Below are 22621 nucleotides of genomic sequence, written 5' to 3' on the forward strand. Positions count from 1 at the left end.
GTCAGCGGCCAACATGACAACGCCATAGGCCAACACGGCGGCGCCAGCGGCCAACACGCCGGTTTCGGTGGCCGGCGGGCGAGCCGGAACGGCGGTCCATCCATTCCGGCCACCCGCTTACCCGAATCTGTCACCCAGAGAACGACGGCTGCTTGGCGGCTCGGCCGCCCTTACCCTTCTTTCCCTTGGGGGCTTGCGCCTCCTCATAGGCCTCGATCACGTTCGCCGGGATACGTCCCCGGTCGGCGAGGTCGAAGCCGTTCTGCCGCGCCCACTCCCGGATCGCCTTGGTTTGCTCGCGGCTGGCCGCGGGCCGGGACGGAGCGGGCTTGGTGGTGCCGGCGTTTCGCTTGATACGCCCGCCGGTCCGGCGGGCGGCTGCCACGAACTCCTCGAGCGTGGTGCGCAGGTTGTCGGCGTTCTCCTCAGTCAGATCGATCTCGTAGTCGGCCCCGTCCAGTGAGAAGCTGACGGTGCTGATGTCATCCGACGCGGTGCCGTCCAAGTCGTCGACCAGTTCTACGATAACTTTCTGGGCCATGTTCTCCTACCTAGTGTTTCCCCGGAATTCGCCGAGAGCATACATCAGCCGCCTATCGCGGCCACCTCGCGGTAGCGGATGCTCGGATTCGACCGTTAGGCCACGGGAATCCGTTTTCGCAATCTCACGGCAATGGCTCGAAAGCGCAGCGTAGTGTCGTCCAGGTCACTAGTACGGCAGCCGCACTTCGTAGCCATGTTGGCGTCTCACGTCGCCGTGTTGGCGCGCCACGTCGCCGTGTTGGCGTCTGGCGTGGGTGTGCTGGCTGGTGACGACACCGCCGGACTCGGCCAACACGACGGCGCCACAAGCCAACACAGCGACGCCACAAGCCAACATGGCGACGTCAGGGGCCAACACACCGAGCATCACGAAGTGCGGTGTCGTACTAGGCGCGACTGTCCACAGCGGAGTGCCGCTGGCCGGGAACCGGTCAGGCCGGGATGTTCAGCAGGTTCGGACCGCCGTCGGTGCGGCGCAACTCGAAATGGTCGATGTCGTCGGCGGAGAAACCGGCGCCGCCCTGCAGCCGCAGCGGCTCCGGGGAACCCGGCACGCCGACGCCGCTGGCCGGCACCTGCCAGCTGAGCACGATCTGCACGTCGCCGGACCGGGACACCGCGGCCAGCTCGCACTGCAGCGGCCCGGTGGTCGCGCGGAGCTCCAAGTTGATCTTGGTGCCCCACGGCTGCGGCTCGATGCCGATGGTGGCCTTGACCCCGGCCGCGGCGTTCTCACCGTTGACCGTGCGCGCGCCGGCCACCACGTCGGTGCCGGTGTTCGGCGCGGCGGACGTCGTGGTGGGGTTCACCGAAACGGTCACGGTGGGCGCGGCCACCTGGCTGCCGTTGCCGACCGAGCGCAGCACGATCAGCGGCACGGCCACCAGCAGGACGATCACCGCGGCCGCGGCCAGCCAGAGGGTCCGGATCCGGGTCCGGCGGGCCTCGCCGACCCGGGACAGCGCCTGGCCGAGCACCCGCTTGCCGGGCTGCGCCGGCTGCTGCGAGGAACGCCGGTGTGGCGTGCGCGCGGGCTTGAGCTGGTCCAGCAGCATCGGCAGGTCGGCCAGCTCACGGTATTCGAGCCGGCAGCGCTGGCAGCGCGCGAAGTGCCGGGCGAACGCGGCCTCGTCCGGCTCGTCCAGGATGCCGAGCACGTAGGCGGCGACGTCCACGTGATCAGCCTGGGGGGTGGGCACCATTGATCACTCCCCGTCCTGAAGCTCGCGCCGCAATGCGCGAAGCGCGTAGTAGACCCGCGACTTGACGGTACCCGGCGGCACCCCGAGCGTCTGCGCGGCTTCGTTGATGGTTCGCCCGCGCAGGTAGGTTTCCTCGATCGCCTCGCGATGCTCGGTGCGCAGGCTCTGCAGGGCGTCCGCGACGACCATGGCGGACAGCGACTGCTCGGACCGGTCCGGCACCGGAACCAGGGCCAGCGGGCCGGTGTCCACCTCGCGGGGGCGGGCTCCGCTGCTGCGCCGGCCGTCGATCACGATCCGGCGGGCCACGGTGAACAGCCACGCGCGCAGCATCCCCGGCTCGCGGTCGAGCCGGTCGGCGTTGCGCCAGGCGCGCACCAGGGTCTCCTGCACCACGTCCTCTGCCCACTGACGGTCGTTTCCGGTCAGGTACAGCACATGGCCGAACAGGGCGCCGCCGAACTCCCGGTACAGCATCCTGATCAGCGCCTCGTCATTGGACGGAACGACGTCCTCCACTCTGGTGCTCTGACGCCGGATCACGAGGCACATAGTGGCCTCCCTATGACGTTCCGTCGAGTGATCTACGTCACAGCAACCTTCGCGACGTAATTGAACCGTGACCCACCTGATTCCGTATCTGCTGGTGACCGCACGTGCTGGTGTACGAGGAACTTCCTTGTGTAGAAAGGAAAATTCATGAACACCCGGATGCGGCCGCGTGGCCATGGGCGTTGAGTCCACTATGGACAAAAACCCGACCGCCCGGGTCGCGACGGCGCTGCTGGTGCTCCTGGTCCCCCTGTCCATCCTGCTGTTCGGACTGGTGGCGCCAGCAGCCGCCGGCGACCCTCAAGTGGTTACCGAGACCGACAAGACCCTGCTGATCAAGGTTCGGCAGGCGGGCCTGTGGGAGATGCCGGCCGGCCAGGAAGCCCAGCAACAGGCCGCCAGCCAGGTGACCAAGGACGTCGGGGCGAAGATCGCGGCCCAGCACCAGGCGCTGGACGAGGAGACCCGGCAGCTCGCCCAGCAGCTCGGCGTCGTGCTGCCCAACCAGCCGAGCGCGGAGCAGCAGGGCTGGCTCAACGAGCTGTCCGGGAAGTTCGGCCCGGAGTTCGACGCGGCCTTCGCCAACCTGCTGCGGGCCGCGCACGGCAAGGTGTTCTCGCAGATCGCCCAGGTTCGTGCCGGCACCCGCAACAACGCCATCCGGGAGTTCGCCTCGCACGCGAACGACGTCGTCAAGGGGCACATGACGATGCTGGAGAGCACCGGGAAGGTGAACTTCGACGCGCTGCCGGAGCCGAACCTGAACCCGCCGGCCGCGGCGGCCGACGTCGCGCACACCGCCGGGCACTCGTCGGGCATCGGCGGAATCAACACCGGGCTCGTGATCGCGGTCGCCCTGGTGATGGTGGCCATGACGCTCGGGCTGATCCGGGTCGTCCGAACACGCTGACCCGCCCCCAGCACCCGTTTCCCAGCTTTGCGTCCCTCTCGTGCTTGACCCTGTCCAGAAACCAGTGAGGTACAACGATGTCACGACACAAGATGCCGCGGCGCACCAAGCGGCGGCTGATCGCCGCGGCGATCGCGGCGACCACGCTCATCGGTACCGGTGTGGTCATCGGCATCACCGGCAATGCGTTCGCCTGGGGTCGTCGCGGCCCCGACCTGTCGGTCCTCGAATGCATCCCGGACGTGACGAACCCGTCCTCGAGCGCGGCGCCGCCCACGCAGTCCGCGCCCCCGCAGCAGAGCTCGAGCGCTCCGGCGGAGACGTCGAGCAACGCTCCCGCCGAGCCCGCGCCCGACCAGGGGGCCCCGGACCAGCCCGCGCCCGAGCAGCAGGCTCCTGACCAGCAGGCGCCGGAACAACCGGCTCCCGAGCAGCCCGCGCCGGAACAGCCGGCGAAGCAGCAGGCCGTGCAGCCGCAAGGTGCCGTGGCGCCCGCGGCCTACGCCCAGCCGTCCACCCCGACGCCGGACAAGCCGGCTCCCCCGCCGGCACCCAACGGCGGCGCGGCCACGTCGCCGGACGAGGCGGGTGCGCCGCCGCCGGCGAAACCCGACCCGCAGCCGCAGGCCGAGGACGTCAAGCAGTTCACCAAGCCCAGCTGCACCGACGCGTTCGGACCGTTCCCCCAGGACTTCGTGAACATCCTGAAGGTCACCCGCAGCAACCTCAACGCCACGCGCACGCAGCGCAGCGGCTCCCGCGGCACCCTCACCTCGCGGTGCGGCACGAACCAGAACCACCACAACAACCCGGCCAACTTCATCGTGGCGCCGGGCAACGCCAACGGTGCGCACCACCTGCACGACTACGTGGGCAACCTGTCCACGGACGGCAACTCGACCAACGAGAGCCTGTCCGCGGCCGGCACCACCTGCCAGGCCGGCGACAAGTCCACGTACTACTGGCCGGTCATCCGGGTGCGCGACCAGGACGGCGGCGGTGCCGCGTCCGAGGCGGAGAACCCGCACAACATCGGCCGGGTCATCCAGCCCACGTCGGCCTCCCTGGTGTTCCGCGGCAACGCCACCGCGAAGGTCGTGGCCATGCCGGACTTCATCCGGATCATCACCGGCGACGCCAAGGCAGCGATCAACGGTGGCGCCAACGGCAACGCGAAGTGGACCTGCACCGGGTTCACCGACCGGCTCACCACCAAATACCCGCTCTGCCCGCGCGGCAGCCGGCTGCAGCGCATCGCGGACTTCCCGAGCTGCTGGGACGGGACGAACATCGACAGCGCCAACCACCGCACGCACGTGTCGTTCCCGGACAAGAGCGGCGCCTGCCCGGCCGGGACGAAGGCGATCCCGCAGCTGCGGATCACGCTGACCTTCGACGTCCCGCGTGGCTCGATCTTCGCTCTGGACGCGTTCCCGGAGGTGCAACACAGCCCGATCACCGACCACGCTGACTTCGTCAACGTCATGCCAAAGCAGTTGATGGACCGCGCGGTGCAGTGCATCAACAGCGGTCGTAACTGCTAGGCGGAATCACGTGCCGGCCGAAGGAGGCCGCCGTCCGTACCTGCAACGGGCGTCGGCCGCCTTCGGTCAAGATCCTCGAAGGGGCAATCCGTGCTGTACCAACTCGCGGCTGGCGAGGTCGACCACGACTCAGGCGTGGCGCAGATGGCCCAGCTGTCCGCCCGACTCGCCTACGCGATGATGTGCCTGACCCTGGTCTGGGGCGTGCTGACCAGCCTGGGCCTGGTGAACCGGCTCACCGGCCGGCAGGCGTTGCGCAGCAGCCACATGATCCTGGCGACGCTGACCCTGGGCTTCGCCGGCCTGCACTTCCTCGCGTTCCTCTACATGCGCGCCAGCACCTGGACCGTGATCGAGTTGCTGGTGCCGTTCAACTCCGGCGTCGAGTTCCGCCACACCATGGGCATCCTGGCGTTCGAGGGCATGCTCGCCGCCGCTGTGGTGGTGGGCCTGCGCCGGTACATGACCTACTACCGCTGGCTGTGGATCCACCGGCTGGCCTACCCGGCGTTCGTGCTCGGCGTGGCGCACTCGCTGCTCGGCGCGGTCGCCAACGGCCACCTGGAGATCCTCTGGCTCGGCGGCATCACGTTGCTGGTCCCCGCGGTCACCCTGGCCGCACTACGTTTCCTGCCGGCAAAGGCGCTGGCCACGACGGGGCTCATCGAGGACGCCCCATGAGAGCGAGCTTGCGAGCGAACCATTGGGTACTGCTCTGTCGCCGAGCGTGCGAGCGATCCCGTTGCCAGGCAGCCCAGCATCCGAGCTTGCGAGGGGCTGGAGATGAGTAGGCATGGTTCCTGGCGGACCCGCAACCACAGCGGGCCGCAGTTGAGCGTGAACAACGACCGGTGCAAGCGGTACGGCACCTGCCAGGCCGAGGCACCGGAGCTGTTCCAACTCATGATCACCGGCGAGCTGCGGTACCGGCGGAGCGTTCCGCCGGACCAGCTCGAGCAGGCGAAGACGGCGACGCGGCACTGCCCGATGCTCGCGATCGTCCTCAAAGGAGTTGTTGATGAGCGCTGACCGGCGCGAACGAATCGTGGTGGTAGGAACCGGAGCCGCGGGACTGCGCGCGGCGGAAAGGTTGCGAGAGCTGAACTTTGACGGCGAGCTGATCATGATCAGCGAGGAGCGGTACCGGCCGTACCACCGCCCGGCGCTGACCAAGCAGCTACTCACCGGCCAGATCCGGCCCCGGGACATCGCGCTGCCCGTGCACACCGAGCTGGACGCGGTGTGGCGGTACGGCACCCGGGCCAGCTACCTGGAGCCGGAGGAGCACCTGCTGCACCTGCCCGGCGGCGAGCAGATCCGCTACGACGGCCTGGTGATCGCCACCGGCGTGCAGGCCCGGCACCTGGCCGGCGCACCGCGGCACGACCCGCGGGTGCACGTGATCCGCACGCTGCCGGACGCGGTCGCCGCACAGAAGGCGATCGCGCACAGCCCCGGCGCGGTGGCGGTGATCGGCGGCGGGTTCATCAGCTGCGAGATCGCCTCCTCGGCCCGCGAGCTCGGCCGCGAGGCGACGATCATCGTGCGGGACCGGTTGCTGGACAAGGTGCCCGGCGCCGGCTTCGGTGACGCGGTGGCGGCCATGCACCGCGGGCACGGCGTGAAGGTGATCACCCAGGCCACCGTCTCGCACTGGTCGCGTACCCCCGACGGGGTGGCGCTGCACCTGTCCACCGGGCAGGTCGTGCTGGCCGCGTGCGTGGTCCTGGGTGTCGGCGGTGTGCCCGCGGTGGACTGGCTGCGCGGGTCCGGGCTGATCCTGGACGACGGCGTGATGTGCGACCCGACCTGCCACGCGGTCGGCGCCGAGAACATCGTGGTGGCCGGCGACGTGGCGCGATGGCCGAACCTGCTGTTCGACTCGGTCCCCCGGCGGGTCGAGCACTGGTTGAACGCCATCGAGATGGGCCGGGCAGCGGCGGAGAACCTCTTGGTCGGGCGGGAGAACGCCCAGCCGTTCACGCCGCTGCCCCGGTTCTGGTCCGACCAGCACGGGATCCGCATCCAGGCCGCCGGGATTCCGGCGCTGGCGCAGGACACCGTGCCACTGGCCGGCTCGGTCACCGTCGGGCACCGGGTCACCGGCTATGTCAGCGGCGGCTCGCTGGTCGGCGTGGTGGCCTGGGACAGCCCGCGCGGCATGCTCCGCTGGAGCTCCGAGCTGGACAACCAGCTGGCCGAGGGCATGAACCGCCGGCTGGCCGTCCGGGCGAAGCAGCAACAGCAGCGGCCGGTCCCCACGCCGCCGCGGCCCGAGCCGACGTTCGCCGAGACCGAGACGACGATCATGCCCACGGTGACCGAGACCACGGTCATGCCCAACGTGGACGTCACCTCGATCATGGAGGACCTGCGGGTGCCGGACTTCGTGCCGGACATGCGCACGCTGCGCCCGGCCGAACAGAGCATGCCGCGCATGCGCCCCGTGCAACCGGGACCGTACCTGCAGGTGCCCGACTTCGTGCCGGACATGCAGGCGTACGGCCCGGCCGAGCAGAGCTGGCCGCGGATGCGCCCGGTCGCCCCACCACCCGACCTGGCCATGGCGAAGAACCGGTACCCACCGGACTACCGACCCCGCGCTCCGGAACTGCGTGACCTGTTCCGGTAGGGGCAGCGATGAAGGCGTCCTGATCGCAGACCTGGTGCGAGCACGGACGCCTTCATCGCGCTCCGGCGCACAGCACGTCTTCCATCCGGCGCAGCGTCGCCTCGACCATGGCCGGGGCCACCGCGTGCGCGTCGATGGCGACGGAGATGTCGATGGTGTCCGGGACATCGTTGACGTAGCAGAAGAACGGTTCGCTGGCCGCGTTCAGTGGTCGCACCCAGCGCAGTGTGGTGTGGGCGCGGGCGGCGGCGAGGCCGGCGGGGCTCACCGGGCTCGTCGCCTCCTGGCGGTGCGGCGCCCGGCGGTCGTTGAAGATGCAGGCGCGGTCAATCGTGTCGTGGCGCTCCTGGCCGATGCGGGCGAGCAGGTCCCACATCCCGTCCGGGTCGTAGTAGGCGTGCTTGCAGGCGCGGAGCTTCTCCTGCCAGGCGCGCTCGACGGCCTGCGCGAACGGGACGCCGGCGGCGTCGATCACGCAGAACCCGGCGCCGCACAACGGGCTCACGGCCTCGGCGAGCCCTGGGCGGAACCGGTTGTTCACCACGAGCTGGGTGAAGACCGGAGTGACGCCGGTGATCTCGGCCAGGGCCACCGCGAGCGCGGCGAGGAGCACCGAGGTGCTGCCCACCCCGGTGCGCGCGGCCACGCCGAGCGCGGCCAGATGCATGGCCGGTGAGCGGAAGTTGACCTCGCGGAAACGCGGCTCGGGCTTCTCGGGCGGCTCCGGGAAGCGGCGGGACGGGACCGCGCGCAGCACGCCCGCCCAGTACCGCAGCGACGCCGCGCTGTGCCGCCGCCCGGCCGGGCTTTCCTGCCAGCGCGCCTGGTCGAGCGGCTGCAGGGCGGTCACCGGCGGCACCGGGTCCGCGTGCCGGTGGCCGAGGTCGGCCCGCAGCACCTCGGCGCCGAACCCGTCGGTGGCCAGGTGGCAGCACAGCGCCACCAGGTGCGTGGCCGCGCCGCGGCGCCGCACCACGGCCATCCGGATCGGCCACTCGGCCGCGTAGTCGAACTCCCGGTGGTAGTAACGGTCCCACTGCGCGGCCGCGACCCGGCACGGATCGTCGGTCTCGCCCACGTCGACGACCTCCAGCGGGACTTCTCCCGCGCTGCTCACCACCTGCCGCGGCGCGCCACCCGGCTCGAACCGCAGCCGGGTGCGCAGCGACTGGTGCCGGCTCACCAGGAACCGCAGCATGCCGGCGACGTCCTCGACCGTGGTCCCCTCGGCCAGCGGAACCACTCCCCCGACGCCCAGCGAGGACCGCAGCCGGGTCATGCCCTCCCAGATGTCCCGCTGCCCCCAGGTCAGCTCACCGACCCCGGAGCCACTGCCCGCGAACGGCACGAGAATCCGCTCCATAACCGCGGAACTATATTGGTCTATACCAGTTGCCGCCAGGGTCGGCCGCCCCGCCACAGTGCCCTGAAGGTCACCTTCAGGGCACTGAGCGTCCTGAAGGCCGCCTTCAGGGCACTCCTACCCCGCCAGCGCCGCCTCCACCGCAACCCGCTCCATCCCGTAGAGGAACGCCTCGACGTCCGGCGGGGCGAGTCTTTGAGTGTCCACCGAGAGCCGGATGTCGACGGCGTCCGGAACGTCGTTGATGTGCAGGAAGAACGGCTCGCACTCGGGGTCCAGCGGGGAGACCACGCGCATCGTGGTGCGCCCGCGGGCGTCGTGGATGTCGCGCTCGTCGACGTCGGCGCTGGCCTCCTGGCGGTAGCGGGAGCGCCGGTCGTTGAAGAAGCATTCGCGCTCGATGCGCTCGCCGCGTTCGGTGGAGATGCGGTCGACGAGGTCGAGCATCCCGTCGGGGTCGTAGTAGGCGTGCTTGCAGGCGTTCAGCTGGGCCCGCCAGGCGCGGCCGACGACCTTCTCGAACGGGACGCCGTCGACGTCCATCACGCACAGCCCGGCGTGGCACAGCGGGCTGACCGCCTCGGCGAGCCCGGGCCGGAACCGGTTGCCCACCATGGTCTGCGCGACCACCGGGTTGATCCCGGTCACCCGGGCCAGGGCCACCGCGAACGCGGCCAGCAGCACCGAGGTGCTGCCCACGCCGGTGCGCTCGGCCACCTTGAGCGCGGACAGGTGCAGCGCCGGCGAGGCGAACAGGACGTCCAGGTAGCGGGGCTCGTGCCAGCCCTTCGGGTCCGGGAAGCGGCGCGCGGAGATCGCGCGCAGCACGCCCTCCCAGTACCGCAGCGCCACGTCGTTGTGCCGCCGGCCGGCCGGGCCGCGCTGCCAGCGCGCCTGCTCGAGCGGCTGCATCGCGGTCACCGGCGGCACCCATCCACTGTCCATATTGGACAAGTCAGCGCGCAGCACGTGCGCGCCGAACCCGTCGGTGGCCAGGTGGCAGACCAGGGCCACCAGGTGCGTGAGCACGCCCCGGTGCCGCAGCACGGCCATCCGGACCGGCCACTCGTGCTCGTAGTCGAACTCCTCGTCGTGGTACGCCGTGTACAGCGCCTTGCCGGCCTGGACCGGGTCGTCGTCCGCGGCGACCTCGACGACCTCCAGCGCGACCTCCCCCGCGCGGCTCACCGCCTGCCGCACCCGGTCTCCCGGACCGAACCGCAACCGGGTGCGCAACGCCTGGTGCCGGCTCATCAGCAGGCCCAGTTTCGCGGCCACGTCGTCGACGGTCGTGCCCGGCGTCAGCGGAACCAGCCCGCCGATGCCGAGCGACGAGCGTAATCGGCGAATGGCGTCCCAAATGTCCTTCTGCCCCCAGCTCAGCTCCCCGGTTCCGGAGCCTTCCCCCTCGAACCGCACCAGAATCCGCTCCACAGTTCGGAAACTATCGCGTTACATCACCATGTCCACAAGCCTTGTCAGGGAATAACGAGTACGCCCTCGTTGGCGCGCAACCTCACCATGCCGGTGAGCCGCTCGCCCACCCGGCCGGGACGGGTGCCGAGCATGATCGTGCCGGTGGCCGGGAGGTCCCGGGGCGCGGCGGTGAGGTTGAGTCCGACCATGATCGTGCGATCGTGGTTCCGGCGCAGGTAGGAGAGCACGCCGGCCTCCGCACCGAGCAGGGTGAAGTCCCCTGTGGACAGTGCTGGTTCGCAGCGCCGGAGCGCGATGAGGTCGCGGTACAGCGCGAGCACCGAGCCCGGATCGTCCTGTTGCGCGTGGACGTTGGGCCATTCGGCGCCGTCCGGCACGGGTAACCAGGGCGTGGCGTGCGGCGGGCAGAAGCCGGCGTTCGGAGCGGGCGACCAGCGCATCGGGGCGCGGGCCGGATCGCGGCCGACGCCGATGCCGGGAACCCTGCGCTCGAACGGATCCTGGACCAGGTCCGGCGGCACGGGCACGTCCGGCAGGCCGATCTCGTCGCCGTAGTAGAGGATCGGCGTGCCACGCAGGGTGAGCAGCAGCATCGCCGCCACCCGCGCCTGTGCCGGGCCGACCCGGGTGGCGATCCGGCTGCGGTCGTGGTTGCCGAGCACCCAGTTCGGCCAGGCGTCCGGCGGCAGGGCGGCCTCGTAGCGCGCGATGAGCGCGGCGATGCTGTCCGCCTCATACGGCACGGAGATCAGGTGCATGTTCGACGGCAGGTGGGCGCCGAGGTAGTAGCGCATGAGGCGCTCGACCGGCGCGTACACCTCGGCGATCAGCAGCCCGTCCGGGTGGTGCTCGTCGAGAACCCGGCGCAGCTCGGCGAGGACGCCGGGGGTCTCCGGGCGGTCGGCGGAGTACACCGGGAGCAGCGCGTCGTACGGCGGGAGACCGGGGTGGTAGGCCGGGTTCGGCGGGTTGTCCCGCAGCTGGTCGTCCTTGATGAGCTGGCGGCAGGCGTCCACCCGGAAGCCGTCCACGCCGCGGTCCAGCCAGAACCGCATGACGTCGCTCTGGGCCTGCTGAACCTCGGGGTTGCGCCAGTTCACGTCCGGCTGCTCGGGGAGGTAGGCGTGGTAGTAGTACTGGCCGGTCGGCTCGTCGAGCGTCCAGGCCGGGCCGCCGAAGACCGAGCGCCAGTTGTTCGGTGGGCCGCCGCCGGGCCGGGGATCGGCCCAGAGGTACCAGTCCCGTCGCAGACTGTCCTTTGTGGATCTTGCGTCGACGAACCAGGGATGCCGGTCGGAGGTGTGATTGGGCACGAAGTCCACGAGGATGCGGAGGTCGCGCCGGTGCGCTTCGGCGACGAGCTTGTAGAAATCCGTGAGAGTGCCGAACAGCGGGTCGACCGCGGTGTGGTCGGTGACGTCGTAGCCGAAGTCCGCCATGGGCGACGGGTAGAACGGCGAGATCCACACCGCGTCCACGCCGAGGTCCTGGAGATACGGAAGCTTGGCGGTGATCCCGTTGAGGTCGCCGACGCCGTCACCGCCCGAGTCCATGAAGGACCGCGGGTAGATCTGGTAGACGGTGCCGCGCTGCCACCAGCTTTCAGACATCGAGCCGGTGCCGTTCCAGCGGCTCGATCAGCTGCTCCTCCTCGTAGTCCAGGTGCGAGATGAGCAGCCGGTCGAGAAGCCGGACGTGGTCGCGGACGTCGGCGATGCCGCCGCCGTCGATGAGCTTGGCGAGCGACTCGTCGAGCGCGGCGAGCACACCGGCGATCACCTCGTGCTCCTGCTCGAGCTGGTGGACCACCGGGCCGAGCGCCGGCTCCCGCTCGGCGATCATCGGGAACATCAGCTGGTCCTCGATGGTGTGGTGGGTGGTGAGCACCCGGCAGTAGGCGGCACAGAAGCTGCCCAGGGTCCAGAAGTTCTGCCGCACGGTCAGGTCGTTGATCAGCGAGCGGGCCGAGGCGGCGGACCGCTCGCCGTCCGCCACCTGCTCGACGGCGTCCCGGATCTGCTCGAGCTCCTGGCGGAAATGGTTGTGCACCATCTTGAGCTGCGCGCCACCGCGGGTCGGGTTGGCCGGCGCCGGCGCCGACACCCTGGGGCGGCGGGCCTCGCCGAGCGGGTCACCGGACCAGAGGTCAAGGTGCTCGCGCTGTTCGGTCTCCGGTTCCGGCGCGGGGGCCGAGCCGCCGCGCGCACCGGCCACCTCGGCGCGGACCAGTGGCGCAACCTCCTCGGCGAACGTGCGCAGGTCGTGCTCGTTGTCCCCGGGCAGCACGAAACCGGAGAAGCCCAGGTCCAGCGCCAGCCCGGTGAGCTGCTCCGCCCACTGCTTAGGCGGCCCGACCAGGAACTCGTCCGAGCCGAGCCGGGTGAACTGCCCGTTGATGTTGAGAATGCGCTGGATCGCGGCCGGGTCGCGGCCCGCGTCCCCGGCCGCGGCGTCGAGGATCCGGGTCATCGCCGTGAGCTCGGCCGGCGGCGCGTAGGGCAGGGACGGCACCCAGCCGTCGGCCTTCCGCGCGGTGAGCCGGAGAATCTTCGGCTTGTAGGCGCCGAGCCAGATCCCGATGGGGTGTGTGGGGAACGGTCCGGGCTTCGCGCCGTGCAACGAATAGTGCCGGCCGTCGAGCCTCGGGGTCCGCCCGGGCGTCCACAGCGCCCTGATCACGTCGATCGCCTCGGCCAGCGCGGCCACCGCCTCGGCGGGTGAGCGCCGCTCCCCGCCCATCGCCACGATGGCGTCCCAGAACGCGCCGGAGCCCAGACCCAACTCGACCCGCCCACCGCTGAGAATGTCCAAACTCGCCGCGGCCCTGGCGAGCACGGCCGGCGGGCGCAGCGGCAGGTTCGCCACATCCGGGAACAGCGTCACCCGGCTGGTCTTCGCTGCCAGGTAGGACAGCAGCGTCCAGGTGTCCAAGAAGGACGGTTGGTATGGGTGGTCCTGGATCCCGATCAGGTCGAGCCCGAGCCCGTCCACCACCGTCGCCAGCCGCACCACCTCGTCGTAGCCCTGGGCCGACGGTGTGAGGAACGCCCCGAACCTGATCTCGTGCCCGAGATCGCTCATCGCTTTCCCTTCTGCCGCACGGACATCCAGCGCTCGCCCCAGTTGATCAGCGGCTCGAGCGCGCCCACCAGCTCACTCCCCCGCCGCGTCAGCGTGTACACCACCTGCACCGGCCGGCTCGCCAACACCTCGCGAACCATGATCCCCTCGTCCTCCAGCTCGCGCAGCCGCTGTGCCAGCAATCGCTCCGAGATGCCGGGGACGGCGGCCAGAAAGTCGCTGTACCGCCGCGCACCGCGATCGGCGGCGAGGATGACCGCACCGTTCCACCGCCGCCCCACCAGCTCGATCGTCGCTTGGTAGTTCGGGCACCGGTCCAGGAACTCCCCGCGATCATCCATCGCCGCCGACCCTACACCACGATGGATTAGCTACTTACATGAAGTAAGCCTGAAGGGCTCGGAGGCGGCAGGGTTGGGGTGCAGTGAATGCCTCATTCACTGCGCTCAACGCACTGAATGAGGCATTCACAGCACCACCCCCGAAACTCCACCCGCCAGCCGGCGCCTCGGCAGGGAGAGGCCGGGGGCGGGAGGCGGGCCGCCCCCGGCCTCGTGGCTGGCGCTAGCCGAGCCGGCAGCCGGCCAGGATGATCTCCTGGCCGAGCAGGGTGCTGATCCGGATGGCGTTCTGCGCCGGCCTGCCCCCGATCGTGGTGGTCTCGTTGTAGAAGACCGTTGCCACGCCGGGGATACCGAGCGAGCCGGAGCCCAGCCCGATCGGGATTCCGTTGATTGAGCCGACGGTGGACGAGCGGGTGATCCCCGAAGCACCGGCGACACAGGTGGAGCTGATGTCGGTGATCCTGATCAACCCGCCGAGCAGGTTGGCGCTGCCGACCGTCGCCGATGCCCGGGTGGTGCCGTCGTTCAGGTCCACCGTGCATTCGGCGTGCAGCGCGGTGACCGAGCCGATGCCGAGGGACAGCGAGGCGATGGTCTTCGACTCGTCGGGCGGGCAGGTGGCCAGCGGGGTCTTCGGAATCGTGATCAACCCGTTGGCCTGCAAGGCGAACGCCTCACCGGGCAGGTAGATCACCACGCGCACCACGGCCGTGCCCGCGCCGCCGTCGTCGTCGGTGACCCGCACCAGCACGTTGTGCGCGCCAAGCGCGGTGAACGTGTGGGTGATCCGGCAGGTCCCGGTGCCGGGCGACTCGGTCACGGTGCCGGCGGTGACCGGCGTGCCGTCGGCGAAGTCGATCGCGCAGGTGTGCGTGTCGTTCGTGCCGATGTCGGTGAACGGCGCGGTGAAGCTCACCGCCGTGCCGCGCACGAACAGGGAACCGTTGGCGGGACTGGAGATGCTCACCGCCGGGGCCACATTGGACAGCGTCAGCGCGGTACTCGCGGAAACCGGCGGGTTGATCCCGTCACTTGCCGTCAATGTGAGCGTGTAGACGCCGTCGTCGGTGCAGCTGACCGTGGTGGTCACGGCAGCCGGATCGGCGATCGAGCACGTCGCACCCGGATCGACACCCGTGGACGCCGCGACGCTCCACGAACTGCTCAGCGTCGGACCATCCACGTCGGACACAGTGCCGGCGATCGCCACCGGCGAGCCCTCCTGCCCGGCGTACGGGCCGCCGGCGTTCACCACCGGCTCGGCGTTGAACCGCACGGTGGCACAACCCGGCGGTTTGACCCCGACCAGGTCGGCCATGTTGCCGGCACAGGTGGTGTAGGCGCCCGGCGCCGAGGCGGACAGCTCGACGCTGATGGTGCACGAGATCTGGCCCGCGCCAAGGCTGCCGGCCATGACGACCTGGCCCGGGTCGAAGCTGGACGCGAAACCTGGGCAGGTGGTCTGGACCGAGGCTGGATCAGCCGTCAGGCCCGTGGGGAAGGCGTCGACGAAGGACCAACCGCTCTTGGCAGCCAGCTCGGTGGTGTTGGTGATCGTGTAGATGAGCCGCACGGTGCCGTGCTCGGGGACCACGGCCGCGCTGAACGTCTTGTCCAGCTGCGGGCTGACGTCCAGGAGCTTGATGTTGTCCACGGCCGCGTCGTTGCCGAACGCGCCGCCCTGCGCGTTGGCCAGCCGGATGCCCGCGGACGAGCCGCCGAACAGCACCGGGTTGTCGCTGACGTAGGTGCCGATGTGGTCCTCGCCGAGGATCAGCTGTGGGTTGGCGCACGGTTCGATGGGCGAGCTGTTCGTCGGGATGGCGGTGGACCCGTCAAGCAGGAAGAACTGGAACAGGGCGTGCAGGCCGTTGCAGCTGCCGTCCGCGGCGTCGACCGAGAACGACAGGAACCGGTTGGCGGGCACCGGAACCGGGTTGTTGGTCTGCAGCTGAACCTTGTTCGCGCCGGGGCCGATGCCAGCGGTCTCCCAGCCGAGCGCGTGGTTGGTGCCGGCGCCGGTTCCGGCGAACTGGTCCAGCGAGCCGGCCAGCCGGGGAAGCTCCGGCCAGAACCCGCCGCAGCCCGATCCGGGCGGCTCGGTGGAGGGATCCAGTGGGGAGGCGATCCAGCCGTTGCAGTTGATCAGATATGCGGGGTCGCTGGAGTAGGTCTCGTTCACCGGCGGCGCGCCGGTGTAGCTCGGCAGCTGAATGGGCGTGGCACCCTGGCCGTTCTCGAAATCCTCGGTGTAGAGCACTTGTGGCGCCTGCGGGACGCCGGGCGTTCCCGGGTCGGCCAAGGCCGGCGCCACGCCGGTGATCACCACCCCGATGCTCGACGCCGCAAGGGCAAGGACCGCGGGTAAGACAACTCTCCGTATGACCATCATGTGCTCCCATCCCCGAACCGCCGTACGATCAGCGAACGCACGCGTACGCACAGTGCGCTTCGCAGGTTGCGGATGGGGTGTTACAGGATTCACCCATGGGAGCGATTCCGGAAAGTTGCCAGATCATTGCCTCTAGTGACAAGGCATCCTGGTCAGCTACCCTGGGAGCGCTCCCAGAACTGCAGCGACCGGGGTGGAGCTCGACATGCGCAAAGAAGCCATGCTCTCCGCAGTCCTGACCATCGCCGCCGTCGTGGCGGCCCTGCTGCTCGTCACCCCGGCGCCGCCCGCGCACGCGGCGAACATCAAGATCATGGAGCTCGGCGACTCCATCACCGGGTCACCCGGCTGCTGGCGTTCCCTGCTGTGGCAACGTTTGCAGAACACCGGGCACACCAACATCGACATGGTCGGCACGCTCAACGCGCAGGCCTGCGGTCTGCCCCTGTTCGACGCCGACAACGAGGGGCACGGCGGGTTCCTGGCCACCAACGTGGCCAACCAGAACCAGCTCGTCGGCTGGCTCGCGGCCACCACGCCGGACATCGTGGTCATGCACTTCGGCACCAACGACGTGTGGAGCGCGCTGCCGACCGCCACAATCCTGGCCGCGTTCAGCACGCTGGTGGACCAGATGCGGGCCAGCAAGGCCACCATGAAGATCCTGGTCGCGCAGATCATCCCGCTCAACCCGGCCAACTGCGCGGCCTGCGCGCAACGCGTGGTGGACCTCGACGCCGCCATTCCGGCCTGGGCGGCCGGAAAGACCACGGCGCAGTCGCCGATCACCGTGGTCGACCAGTGGACCGGGTTCGACCCGGTGACCGACACCAACGACGGTGCGCACCCCAACGACCTGGGCAACCAGAAGATCGCCGACAAGTGGTTCCCGCCGCTCGCCGCCGCCCTCGGCAGCCCGCCACCCACCAGCACCACGACGACGAGCCTGACGACGACCTCGTCGCCGACGCCGACCACGCGGCCGCCCGGGTGCACTCCGGAGATCCGGGTGGTGAGCAGCTGGCCGGGCCAGTTCCAGATCGACATCGTGGTGCGCAACACCGGGACGGCGTCGTTCACCGGCTGGACGGTGCGGTTCGCGCTGGCGTCCGGGATGACCGTGTCCCAGTCCTGGAACAGCGAGCTGACGCTGAACCTGCCGAATGTCGCCGCCCGCAACGTGAGTTGGAACGCCACCGTCGCACCTGGAACCTCGGTCACCGTCGGCATGATCATCAACGGCGACCCGGCCGGCTGGAACCCCGCACCCATCTGCTGACCACCCCTGGAGACGACCATGCGCAAAGAAGCCGTGCTCTCCGCGATCCTGACCGTCGCCGCGGTCGTGGCGGCCCTGCTGATCATCAGTCCGGCGCCACCGGCGAACGCCGCGGCCGTCAAGATCATGCCGCTCGGCGACTCGATCACGGGGTCGCCCGGCTGCTGGCGGGCCCTGCTCTGGCAACGCCTGCAGAACACCGGGCACACCAACACCGACTTCGTCGGAACCCTTCCGGCACAAGGGTGTGGCTTCCCGTACGACGGCGAGAACGAGGGCCACGGCGGCTTCCTGGCCACCAACGTCGCCGACCAGAACCAGCTCGTCGGCTGGCTCGCGGCCACCCTGCCGGACATCGTGATCATGCACTTCGGCACCAACGACGTGTGGAACAACCGCTCCCCGGACGTGATCCTGGCCGCGTTCAGCAAACTGGTGGACCAGATGCGCGCCAGCAAAGCCACCATGAAGATCCTCGTCGCCAAGATCATCCCGATGAACCCCAGCAACTGCGCGGAATGCGGCCAGCGCGTGGTCACCCTCAACAACGCGATCCCAAGCTGGGCAGCCGGCAAGTCCACCGCCCAGTCCCCGATCACCGTGGTCGACCAGTGGACCGGCTTCTCCACCGCAGCCGACACCTTCGACGGCGTGCACCCCAACGACTCCGGCAACCAGAAGATGTCCGACAAGTGGTTCCAGCCACTGGTCGACGCACTCGGCAGCACGCCGCCCACCAGCACCACCACCACCACGACCACAACGCGGACCACCACGACGACCACCACCAACCCACCGCCCGGATGCGCCGCGGCGGTCAACGTGGTGAACAGCTGGCCCGGCCAGTTCCAGATCGACCTCGTGGTACGCAACACCGGCACCACCTCGTTCACCGGCTGGGCCGTCCGCTTCGCCCTGGCCTCCGGAATGACCCTGTCCCAGGCCTGGAACACCGAGGTGACCCAGAGCCTGCCCAACATCACCGCCCGCAACGTCGGCTGGAACGCCACCCTCGCACCCGCAACCTCAGTCACCGTCGGCATGATCATCAACGGCAACCCCGCCGGCTGGACTCCCGCGCCGGTCTGCTGAGCCGGGTGAAGATCACCGAGCTTGTGCGTCTACCCGCGAAAAGCGCGGGTAGACGCACACTATTGGCGATCAAGCAGCGACGCGGACCTGGAGTGCGGCACGGACCTCCGTGATGACCCGGCCGGGACCCGTGGCCAGGTCGTGCCAGGTGAAGCGGAGTACCGTCCACCCGGCCAGCGCGAGGGCATCTGCCGACTCCTGTCGTTCTGGAATTGGTTGGCATCGTGGTGGAACGCCCAACCGTCCACTTCGACCGCCACGCGGTGATCGGGGAACGCAAGATCGATCTCATAACCGCTCGCGCGGTAGTGCTGTTGGAAGCCGGTGACATCGGCGGCCAGGAGAATAGTGATCAATTTGCGCTCGGCCGCCGAGGCGGATCGGTCGGCGGAGGCTTGGAGCAGCGCCGGCAACGGCCGAACCTCGCTTCCCGAGGTTTCGGCGGTGCGCCAGGCGGAGCGCGCCAAGGCGAACCCGGCGCTGCAACGCCTGATCCATCAGCCGAGCTCCCTGATCGCCCAGGGCCACCGCCGCCTCGAGAACGGTCAGCGGCAGATCCGTCACCCACAGGCCGCGGGTCGCCATCCGGCCGGCGTCGAGCAGATCGCGGCGACGCAACCGGACACCCGCACCGGGCCGCAGCCCGCTGGTCAGCCGTGCAGTCACTTCCACCACGGACGGTGGATCGGGCCACAACCGGTGCCACCACGCCGCGGCAAGCCCGCTGATCGTGGCACGGTCGCCGGCCCACAACCCGACGGCACGAACACGCGCCTCATCGCTCAACTCGTGGTCCGCGGGTCGATACACGCCCGGACATACGGTCACCCACCGGCCGGTGGCCAGGCGCCGGTCAATCTGATCCTCCGACATGCCAGCATCCCGAGCCTGCCGCCGGCTGATCACCCCGGACTGCTGGCGCAACATCGCTTCGACGAACACGCCAGCCAGCATCGCCTCCGGCACCGACAGTTCCTCAGTTGCTGGTGAGGCAGGGCATGATGGACGGGTGATCACAACCAACTGGGCCGGGAACGTCACGTTCGGCGCGGCGGCGGTGCACCGGCCGGCGAGCCTGGACGAGCTGCGCAAGATCGTGGCGCGGGCGGAGCGGGTCCGTCCACTCGGGACGGCGCACTCGTTCAACCGGATCGCGGACACGCCCGGCGAGCAGGTCTCGGTCGCCGGGTTGCCGCCCGTGGTGGAGATCGACACGAGCGGGCGGAGTGTGCGGGTGGCGGCCGGGATGCGGTACGGGGAGGTGGCCGTCCGGTTGCAGGAGGCGGGGTTCGCGCTGCACAACCTGGGCTCGCTGCCGCACATCTCGGTGGCCGGGGCGTGCGCGACCGGGACGCACGGGTCGGGCGTGGGGAATGGGAGCCTGTCCACCGCGGTGTCCGCTGTGGAGCTGGTCACCGCGGACGGCGACCTGGTCACGGTGGACCGGAAGACCCGGAACTGGGGCGGGATGGTGGTGGCGCTCGGCGCGCTGGGCGTGGTGACCGCGGTGACCCTGGACATCCGGCCCACGTTCGAGCTGCGGCAGTACGTCTACGAGAACCTGCCGCACGAGGAGTTGGCCGGGAACCTCGACGCGGTCCTGGAGAACGGTTACAGCGTCAGCCTGTTCACCGACTGGCGGGCGCCGGTGATCGACCAGGTGTGGTGCAAGCGGCGGGACCCGGCGCCGGACGAGCCGTGGTTCGGCGCGGCGCCGGCCGGCGGGCCGCGGCACCCGCTGCCGGGCATGCCGGTGGAGAACTGCACCGAGCAGCTCGGCGTGCCCGGGCCGTGGCACGAGCGGCTGCCGCACTTCCGGCTGGAGTTCACCCCGAGTGCCGGCGAGGAGCTGCAGTCGGAGTTCTTCGTGCCGCGCGCGCACGCCCTCGACGCGTTGACCGCGATCTACGAGCTGCGTGGGCAGGTCTCACCGGTGCTGCAGATCTCCGAGATCCGCACGATCGCCGGGGACGAGCTGTGGCTGAGTCCGTGCTACCACCGGGATTCGGTGGCCTTCCACTTCACCTGGATCAAGGACACGGCCGCGGTGCTGCCGGTGGTCGAGGCCGTCGAGGAGCGGCTGGCCGCGTTCCGGGCCCGCCCGCACTGGGGCAAGGTGTTCGTCCGAAGTGGACACTACGAGCGGCTGTCCGACTTCATGGACCTGGCCCGCGCCTACGACCCGGCGGGCAAGTTCCGCAACGAGTTCCTCCGCGAGTACCTACACCTCTGACAGGGCGGCCAGACCCGACTTGGCGAGCAGCGCCACCGCGTCGCCGTCGTGGTCGCCGTCGGCGATGACCACGGCGTAGCGGTGGGTCAGCACCTCGTCCGTGCCGACCGGGACCTCCTCGGCGAAGAACGGCGCCGGACACAGGCAGGCGTAGATCCCGGTGCGCACGAACCACTGGGTCGGGTGGCCCGGATTGTCCGGCGCGTCAACGAAAACCAGGGTCGAGGTGCGGCCGTGCCCATCGTGCCGGCCGGTGAAACCCAGCCAGGGGGCGCGGATGCCCATCAGCTCGTCGCCCCCGGTGACGCCCGGCGCGTGCACCGCGCCGCCGGAGAACGAGCGCGGCCCGCGCCAGAACAGCCCGCCGTAGCCGGCGTTCGGCCGGCCCTCGGTGGTCGGGCTGCCGATCCGGATCTCCCGCCCGCTCACGTTGGTCATGCTGCTGGCGAACCCCAGGGTCCACGCACTGGAACCACGGTCCACGGTGACCGCGAGCCGGCGCCGCTCGGTGAACCACAGTTCGCCCGGCTCGGTGATCCAGTCCAACTTCTGTCCGATGTGGACGGCCTCCTCGGTGCGCGTCTCCAGCCACTCGAACGACTCGTGCCGCTGCGTGCCGTTGTTCGGCAGCTGCTGGTAGCCGCCGTCGCGCAGGTAGGTCACCCCGCCCCAGAAGTTGGCCGGGCCCACGTTGGGCAGCGACCAGGCGATGCCCTTGTGCCACACGTGATCGTGCGGCCGGTACAGCGTCACCACGTCACCGGCGAGCGTGCGCACCGGGTGCAGGTACGGCCGCGGTGACTCCAGCTGCACGTCCCACGGCCGGTACACGTAGCGCAGCAACTCCTTGCCGTCCCACAGAACCTGAAGGGTCCGCTCGTCGCTCACCAAGCCGAGCCCGGCACTCGTCATGGGACGCTCACCCCGAGCGGGTCCGGCCAGGGCGCGCCGATGCCGTCCATCCGGTGGTAGAAGGGCGATTCCGGCCCGATCTGGCCGCGCTCCACCGGCATTCCGGTGAACGCGGAGGCGTAGATGCCGGCGACGAGCTTCATCGTCGTCATCGTATCCGGAATGGACACCGGCGGGTCGGTACCTTCCTCGAGCGCGTCCAGCACGGCGGTGAACTGGGCGGCGTGCCCGCTTGGCTGGCCGGCCGGACCCTCCGCCCACGCGGCCGCGACCTCCGCCTCGTGCCCGGGCGCGGCGGTCACCCGCCAGTCGGAGTCCGCGTAGCCGTAGAGGTGCTCCAGCTCGACTGTGGCGTGCTCGAAGTCGAACCGCAGGTAGCTGGTCTGCCGCGGGGACAGCAGGCTGTTCACCACGGTGGCCACCGCGCCGCTGTCGAACGTGACGATCGCGCAGGACAGGTCCTCGGTGGCGGTGGGCCGGGCCAGCCGCGCGGCCACCCCGACGACCTCGCGCCACGGTCCGAGGATCGACAGCAGCAGGTCGAACTGGTGGATCCCGTGCCCCATCGTGGGTCCGCCGCCCTCGGTGTCCCACTTTCCGCGCCACGGCACGGTGAAGTACTCGTCGGTGCGTAACCACAGCGTGTGGCACACCGCGGTCAGCGGGCGGCCGAACCGTGGATCCCCCACCAGGCGCCGGATCGCCTGTGCCTTGCTGCCGAACCGGTGCTGGAACACGGTGGCGAACCGGCCACAGCCGGCCACCGCGGCGGCCTCGATCGTGCCCAGCTCGGCGAGGCTCACCGTGGGCGGTTTCTCGCAGAGCACGGTGTGACCGCGGGCCAGGCAGGAGCTCGCCTGCTCGGCGTGCAGCCAGGGCGGGGTGCACAGGTGGATCAGGTCCGGCGACTCGCGGTCCAGCAGCTCCTCCAGCTCGGTGTAGCGGCCAGGCACCGACCACGCGTCGGCGAACGCGGTCAGCCGCTCGCGGTCGACGTCCGCCACCGCGACGATCCGGGCGCGATCGCCGAGCTGGCGGATGCTCTCCGCGTGGACCGCGGCGATCCCGCCGGCGCCGACGATGGCGATGTCGAAGGTGCGCATGG

At 70.1% G+C, this 22621-nt stretch carries 20 protein-coding genes; 8 read left to right on the plus strand and 12 right to left on the minus strand.

All coding sequences use genetic code 11. The features are described 5' to 3' along the window. Window positions 1-130 precede the first annotated feature (130 nt). The 3 genes from VGR06_RS20750 to VGR06_RS20760 all read right to left on the minus strand — a co-directional run bounded on the left by VGR06_RS20750 (window position 131) and on the right by VGR06_RS20760 (window position 2222). Window positions 131-541 carry an Lsr2 family protein gene (locus tag VGR06_RS20750; protein WP_327560774.1) on the minus strand — a complete coding sequence of 137 codons (411 nt, stop codon included), beginning with the start codon at window positions 539-541 and terminating at the stop codon, window positions 131-133. Between the two features lie 433 nt (window positions 542-974). Then, window positions 975-1745, minus strand: a complete 771-nt coding sequence (locus tag VGR06_RS20755) for a zf-HC2 domain-containing protein (RefSeq protein WP_327560775.1) — start codon at window positions 1743-1745, stop codon at window positions 975-977. A 3-nt stretch (window positions 1746-1748) separates the two neighbouring features. Next, a complete protein-coding gene (locus tag VGR06_RS20760) occupies window positions 1749-2222 on the minus strand; it encodes a sigma-70 family RNA polymerase sigma factor (protein ID WP_414637303.1) in 474 nt (157 codons plus the stop codon). 268 nt (window positions 2223-2490) lie between these two features. Here VGR06_RS20760 and VGR06_RS20765 point away from each other — a divergent pair, with 268 nt between their 5' ends. From VGR06_RS20765 to VGR06_RS20785, 5 genes are all read left to right on the plus strand, one after another. Then, window positions 2491-3207: a DUF4142 domain-containing protein gene (locus VGR06_RS20765; protein WP_327560777.1), complete on the plus strand. Its 717-nt coding sequence runs from the start codon at window positions 2491-2493 to the stop codon at window positions 3205-3207. Window positions 3208-3284: 77 nt separating this feature from the next. After that, the gene (locus VGR06_RS20770) at window positions 3285-4751 is read left to right on the plus strand and encodes a DUF1996 domain-containing protein (protein WP_327560778.1); all 1467 of its coding nucleotides are present in this window, start codon (window positions 3285-3287) and stop codon (window positions 4749-4751) included. Between the two features lie 90 nt (window positions 4752-4841). Then, the gene (locus VGR06_RS20775; protein ID WP_327560779.1) at window positions 4842-5432 is read left to right on the plus strand and encodes a hypothetical protein; all 591 of its coding nucleotides are present in this window, start codon (window positions 4842-4844) and stop codon (window positions 5430-5432) included. Between the two features lie 102 nt (window positions 5433-5534). After that, the gene (locus VGR06_RS20780; protein ID WP_327560780.1) at window positions 5535-5780 is read left to right on the plus strand and encodes a ferredoxin; all 246 of its coding nucleotides are present in this window, start codon (window positions 5535-5537) and stop codon (window positions 5778-5780) included. Beyond that, on the plus strand, window positions 5770-7383 hold the full coding sequence (locus tag VGR06_RS20785; protein WP_327560781.1) for an FAD/NAD(P)-binding oxidoreductase: 1614 nt from the start codon (window positions 5770-5772) through the stop codon (window positions 7381-7383). Before VGR06_RS20780 ends, VGR06_RS20785 begins: the two co-directional genes overlap by 11 nt. Window positions 7384-7435: 52 nt before the next feature. Here the strand turns inward: VGR06_RS20785 and VGR06_RS20790 are convergent, their stop codons facing one another. From VGR06_RS20790 to VGR06_RS20815, 6 genes are all read right to left on the minus strand, one after another. Then, window positions 7436-8746: a condensation domain-containing protein gene (locus VGR06_RS20790; protein WP_327560782.1), complete on the minus strand. Its 1311-nt coding sequence runs from the start codon at window positions 8744-8746 to the stop codon at window positions 7436-7438. Window positions 8747-8863: 117 nt separating this feature from the next. Then, a complete protein-coding gene (locus tag VGR06_RS20795) occupies window positions 8864-10180 on the minus strand; it encodes a condensation domain-containing protein (protein WP_327560783.1) in 1317 nt (438 codons plus the stop codon). 44 nt (window positions 10181-10224) lie between these two features. Continuing rightward, window positions 10225-11793 (minus strand): alpha-amylase family glycosyl hydrolase, encoded by a 1569-nt coding sequence (locus tag VGR06_RS20800; RefSeq protein WP_327560784.1) that lies wholly within the window; start codon window positions 11791-11793, stop codon window positions 10225-10227. After that, on the minus strand, window positions 11786-13264 hold the full coding sequence (locus tag VGR06_RS20805) for an LLM class flavin-dependent oxidoreductase (protein ID WP_327560785.1): 1479 nt from the start codon (window positions 13262-13264) through the stop codon (window positions 11786-11788). The genes VGR06_RS20800 and VGR06_RS20805 overlap by 8 nt, the downstream gene beginning before the upstream one ends. After that, window positions 13261-13605: a helix-turn-helix domain-containing protein gene (locus tag VGR06_RS20810; RefSeq protein ID WP_327560786.1), complete on the minus strand. Its 345-nt coding sequence runs from the start codon at window positions 13603-13605 to the stop codon at window positions 13261-13263. Before VGR06_RS20810 ends, VGR06_RS20805 begins: the two co-directional genes overlap by 4 nt. Before the next feature lie 223 nt (window positions 13606-13828). Then, entirely contained in the window at window positions 13829-16000 is a 2172-nt protein-coding gene (locus VGR06_RS20815) for a choice-of-anchor P family protein (protein ID WP_327560787.1), read from the minus strand. Between the two features lie 205 nt (window positions 16001-16205). Between VGR06_RS20815 and VGR06_RS20820 the strand changes: the two genes are divergently transcribed. Continuing rightward, on the plus strand, window positions 16206-17279 hold the full coding sequence (locus VGR06_RS20820; protein WP_327560788.1) for a cellulose binding domain-containing protein: 1074 nt from the start codon (window positions 16206-16208) through the stop codon (window positions 17277-17279). A gap of 18 nt (window positions 17280-17297) precedes the next feature. Further along, a complete protein-coding gene (locus VGR06_RS20825) occupies window positions 17298-18371 on the plus strand; it encodes a GDSL-type esterase/lipase family protein (protein ID WP_327560789.1) in 1074 nt (357 codons plus the stop codon). Between the two features lie 288 nt (window positions 18372-18659). Here the strand turns inward: VGR06_RS20825 and VGR06_RS20830 are convergent, their stop codons facing one another. After that, entirely contained in the window at window positions 18660-19337 is a 678-nt protein-coding gene (locus VGR06_RS20830) for a type IV toxin-antitoxin system AbiEi family antitoxin domain-containing protein (protein WP_327560790.1), read from the minus strand. A gap of 43 nt (window positions 19338-19380) precedes the next feature. Between VGR06_RS20830 and VGR06_RS20835 the strand changes: the two genes are divergently transcribed. Continuing rightward, window positions 19381-20604: an FAD-binding protein gene (locus VGR06_RS20835; RefSeq protein WP_327560791.1), complete on the plus strand. Its 1224-nt coding sequence runs from the start codon at window positions 19381-19383 to the stop codon at window positions 20602-20604. Here the strand turns inward: VGR06_RS20835 and VGR06_RS20840 are convergent. Together VGR06_RS20840 and VGR06_RS20845 are read right to left on the minus strand one after the other, a co-directional pair. Beyond that, the gene (locus VGR06_RS20840) at window positions 20593-21516 is read right to left on the minus strand and encodes a PmoA family protein (RefSeq protein WP_327560792.1); all 924 of its coding nucleotides are present in this window, start codon (window positions 21514-21516) and stop codon (window positions 20593-20595) included. The two genes, VGR06_RS20835 and VGR06_RS20840, sit on opposite strands and share 12 nt — an antisense overlap. Further along, complete coding sequence (locus VGR06_RS20845; protein ID WP_327560793.1) at window positions 21513-22619, minus strand: Gfo/Idh/MocA family oxidoreductase; 1107 nt, start codon at window positions 22617-22619, stop codon at window positions 21513-21515. Before VGR06_RS20845 ends, VGR06_RS20840 begins: the two co-directional genes overlap by 4 nt. Between the last annotated feature and the right edge of the window lie 2 nt (window positions 22620-22621).

Origin of the sequence: Actinophytocola sp., assembly GCF_036002505.1 — a bacterium.
Classification (GTDB): domain Bacteria; phylum Actinomycetota; class Actinomycetes; order Mycobacteriales; family Pseudonocardiaceae; genus DASYTH01.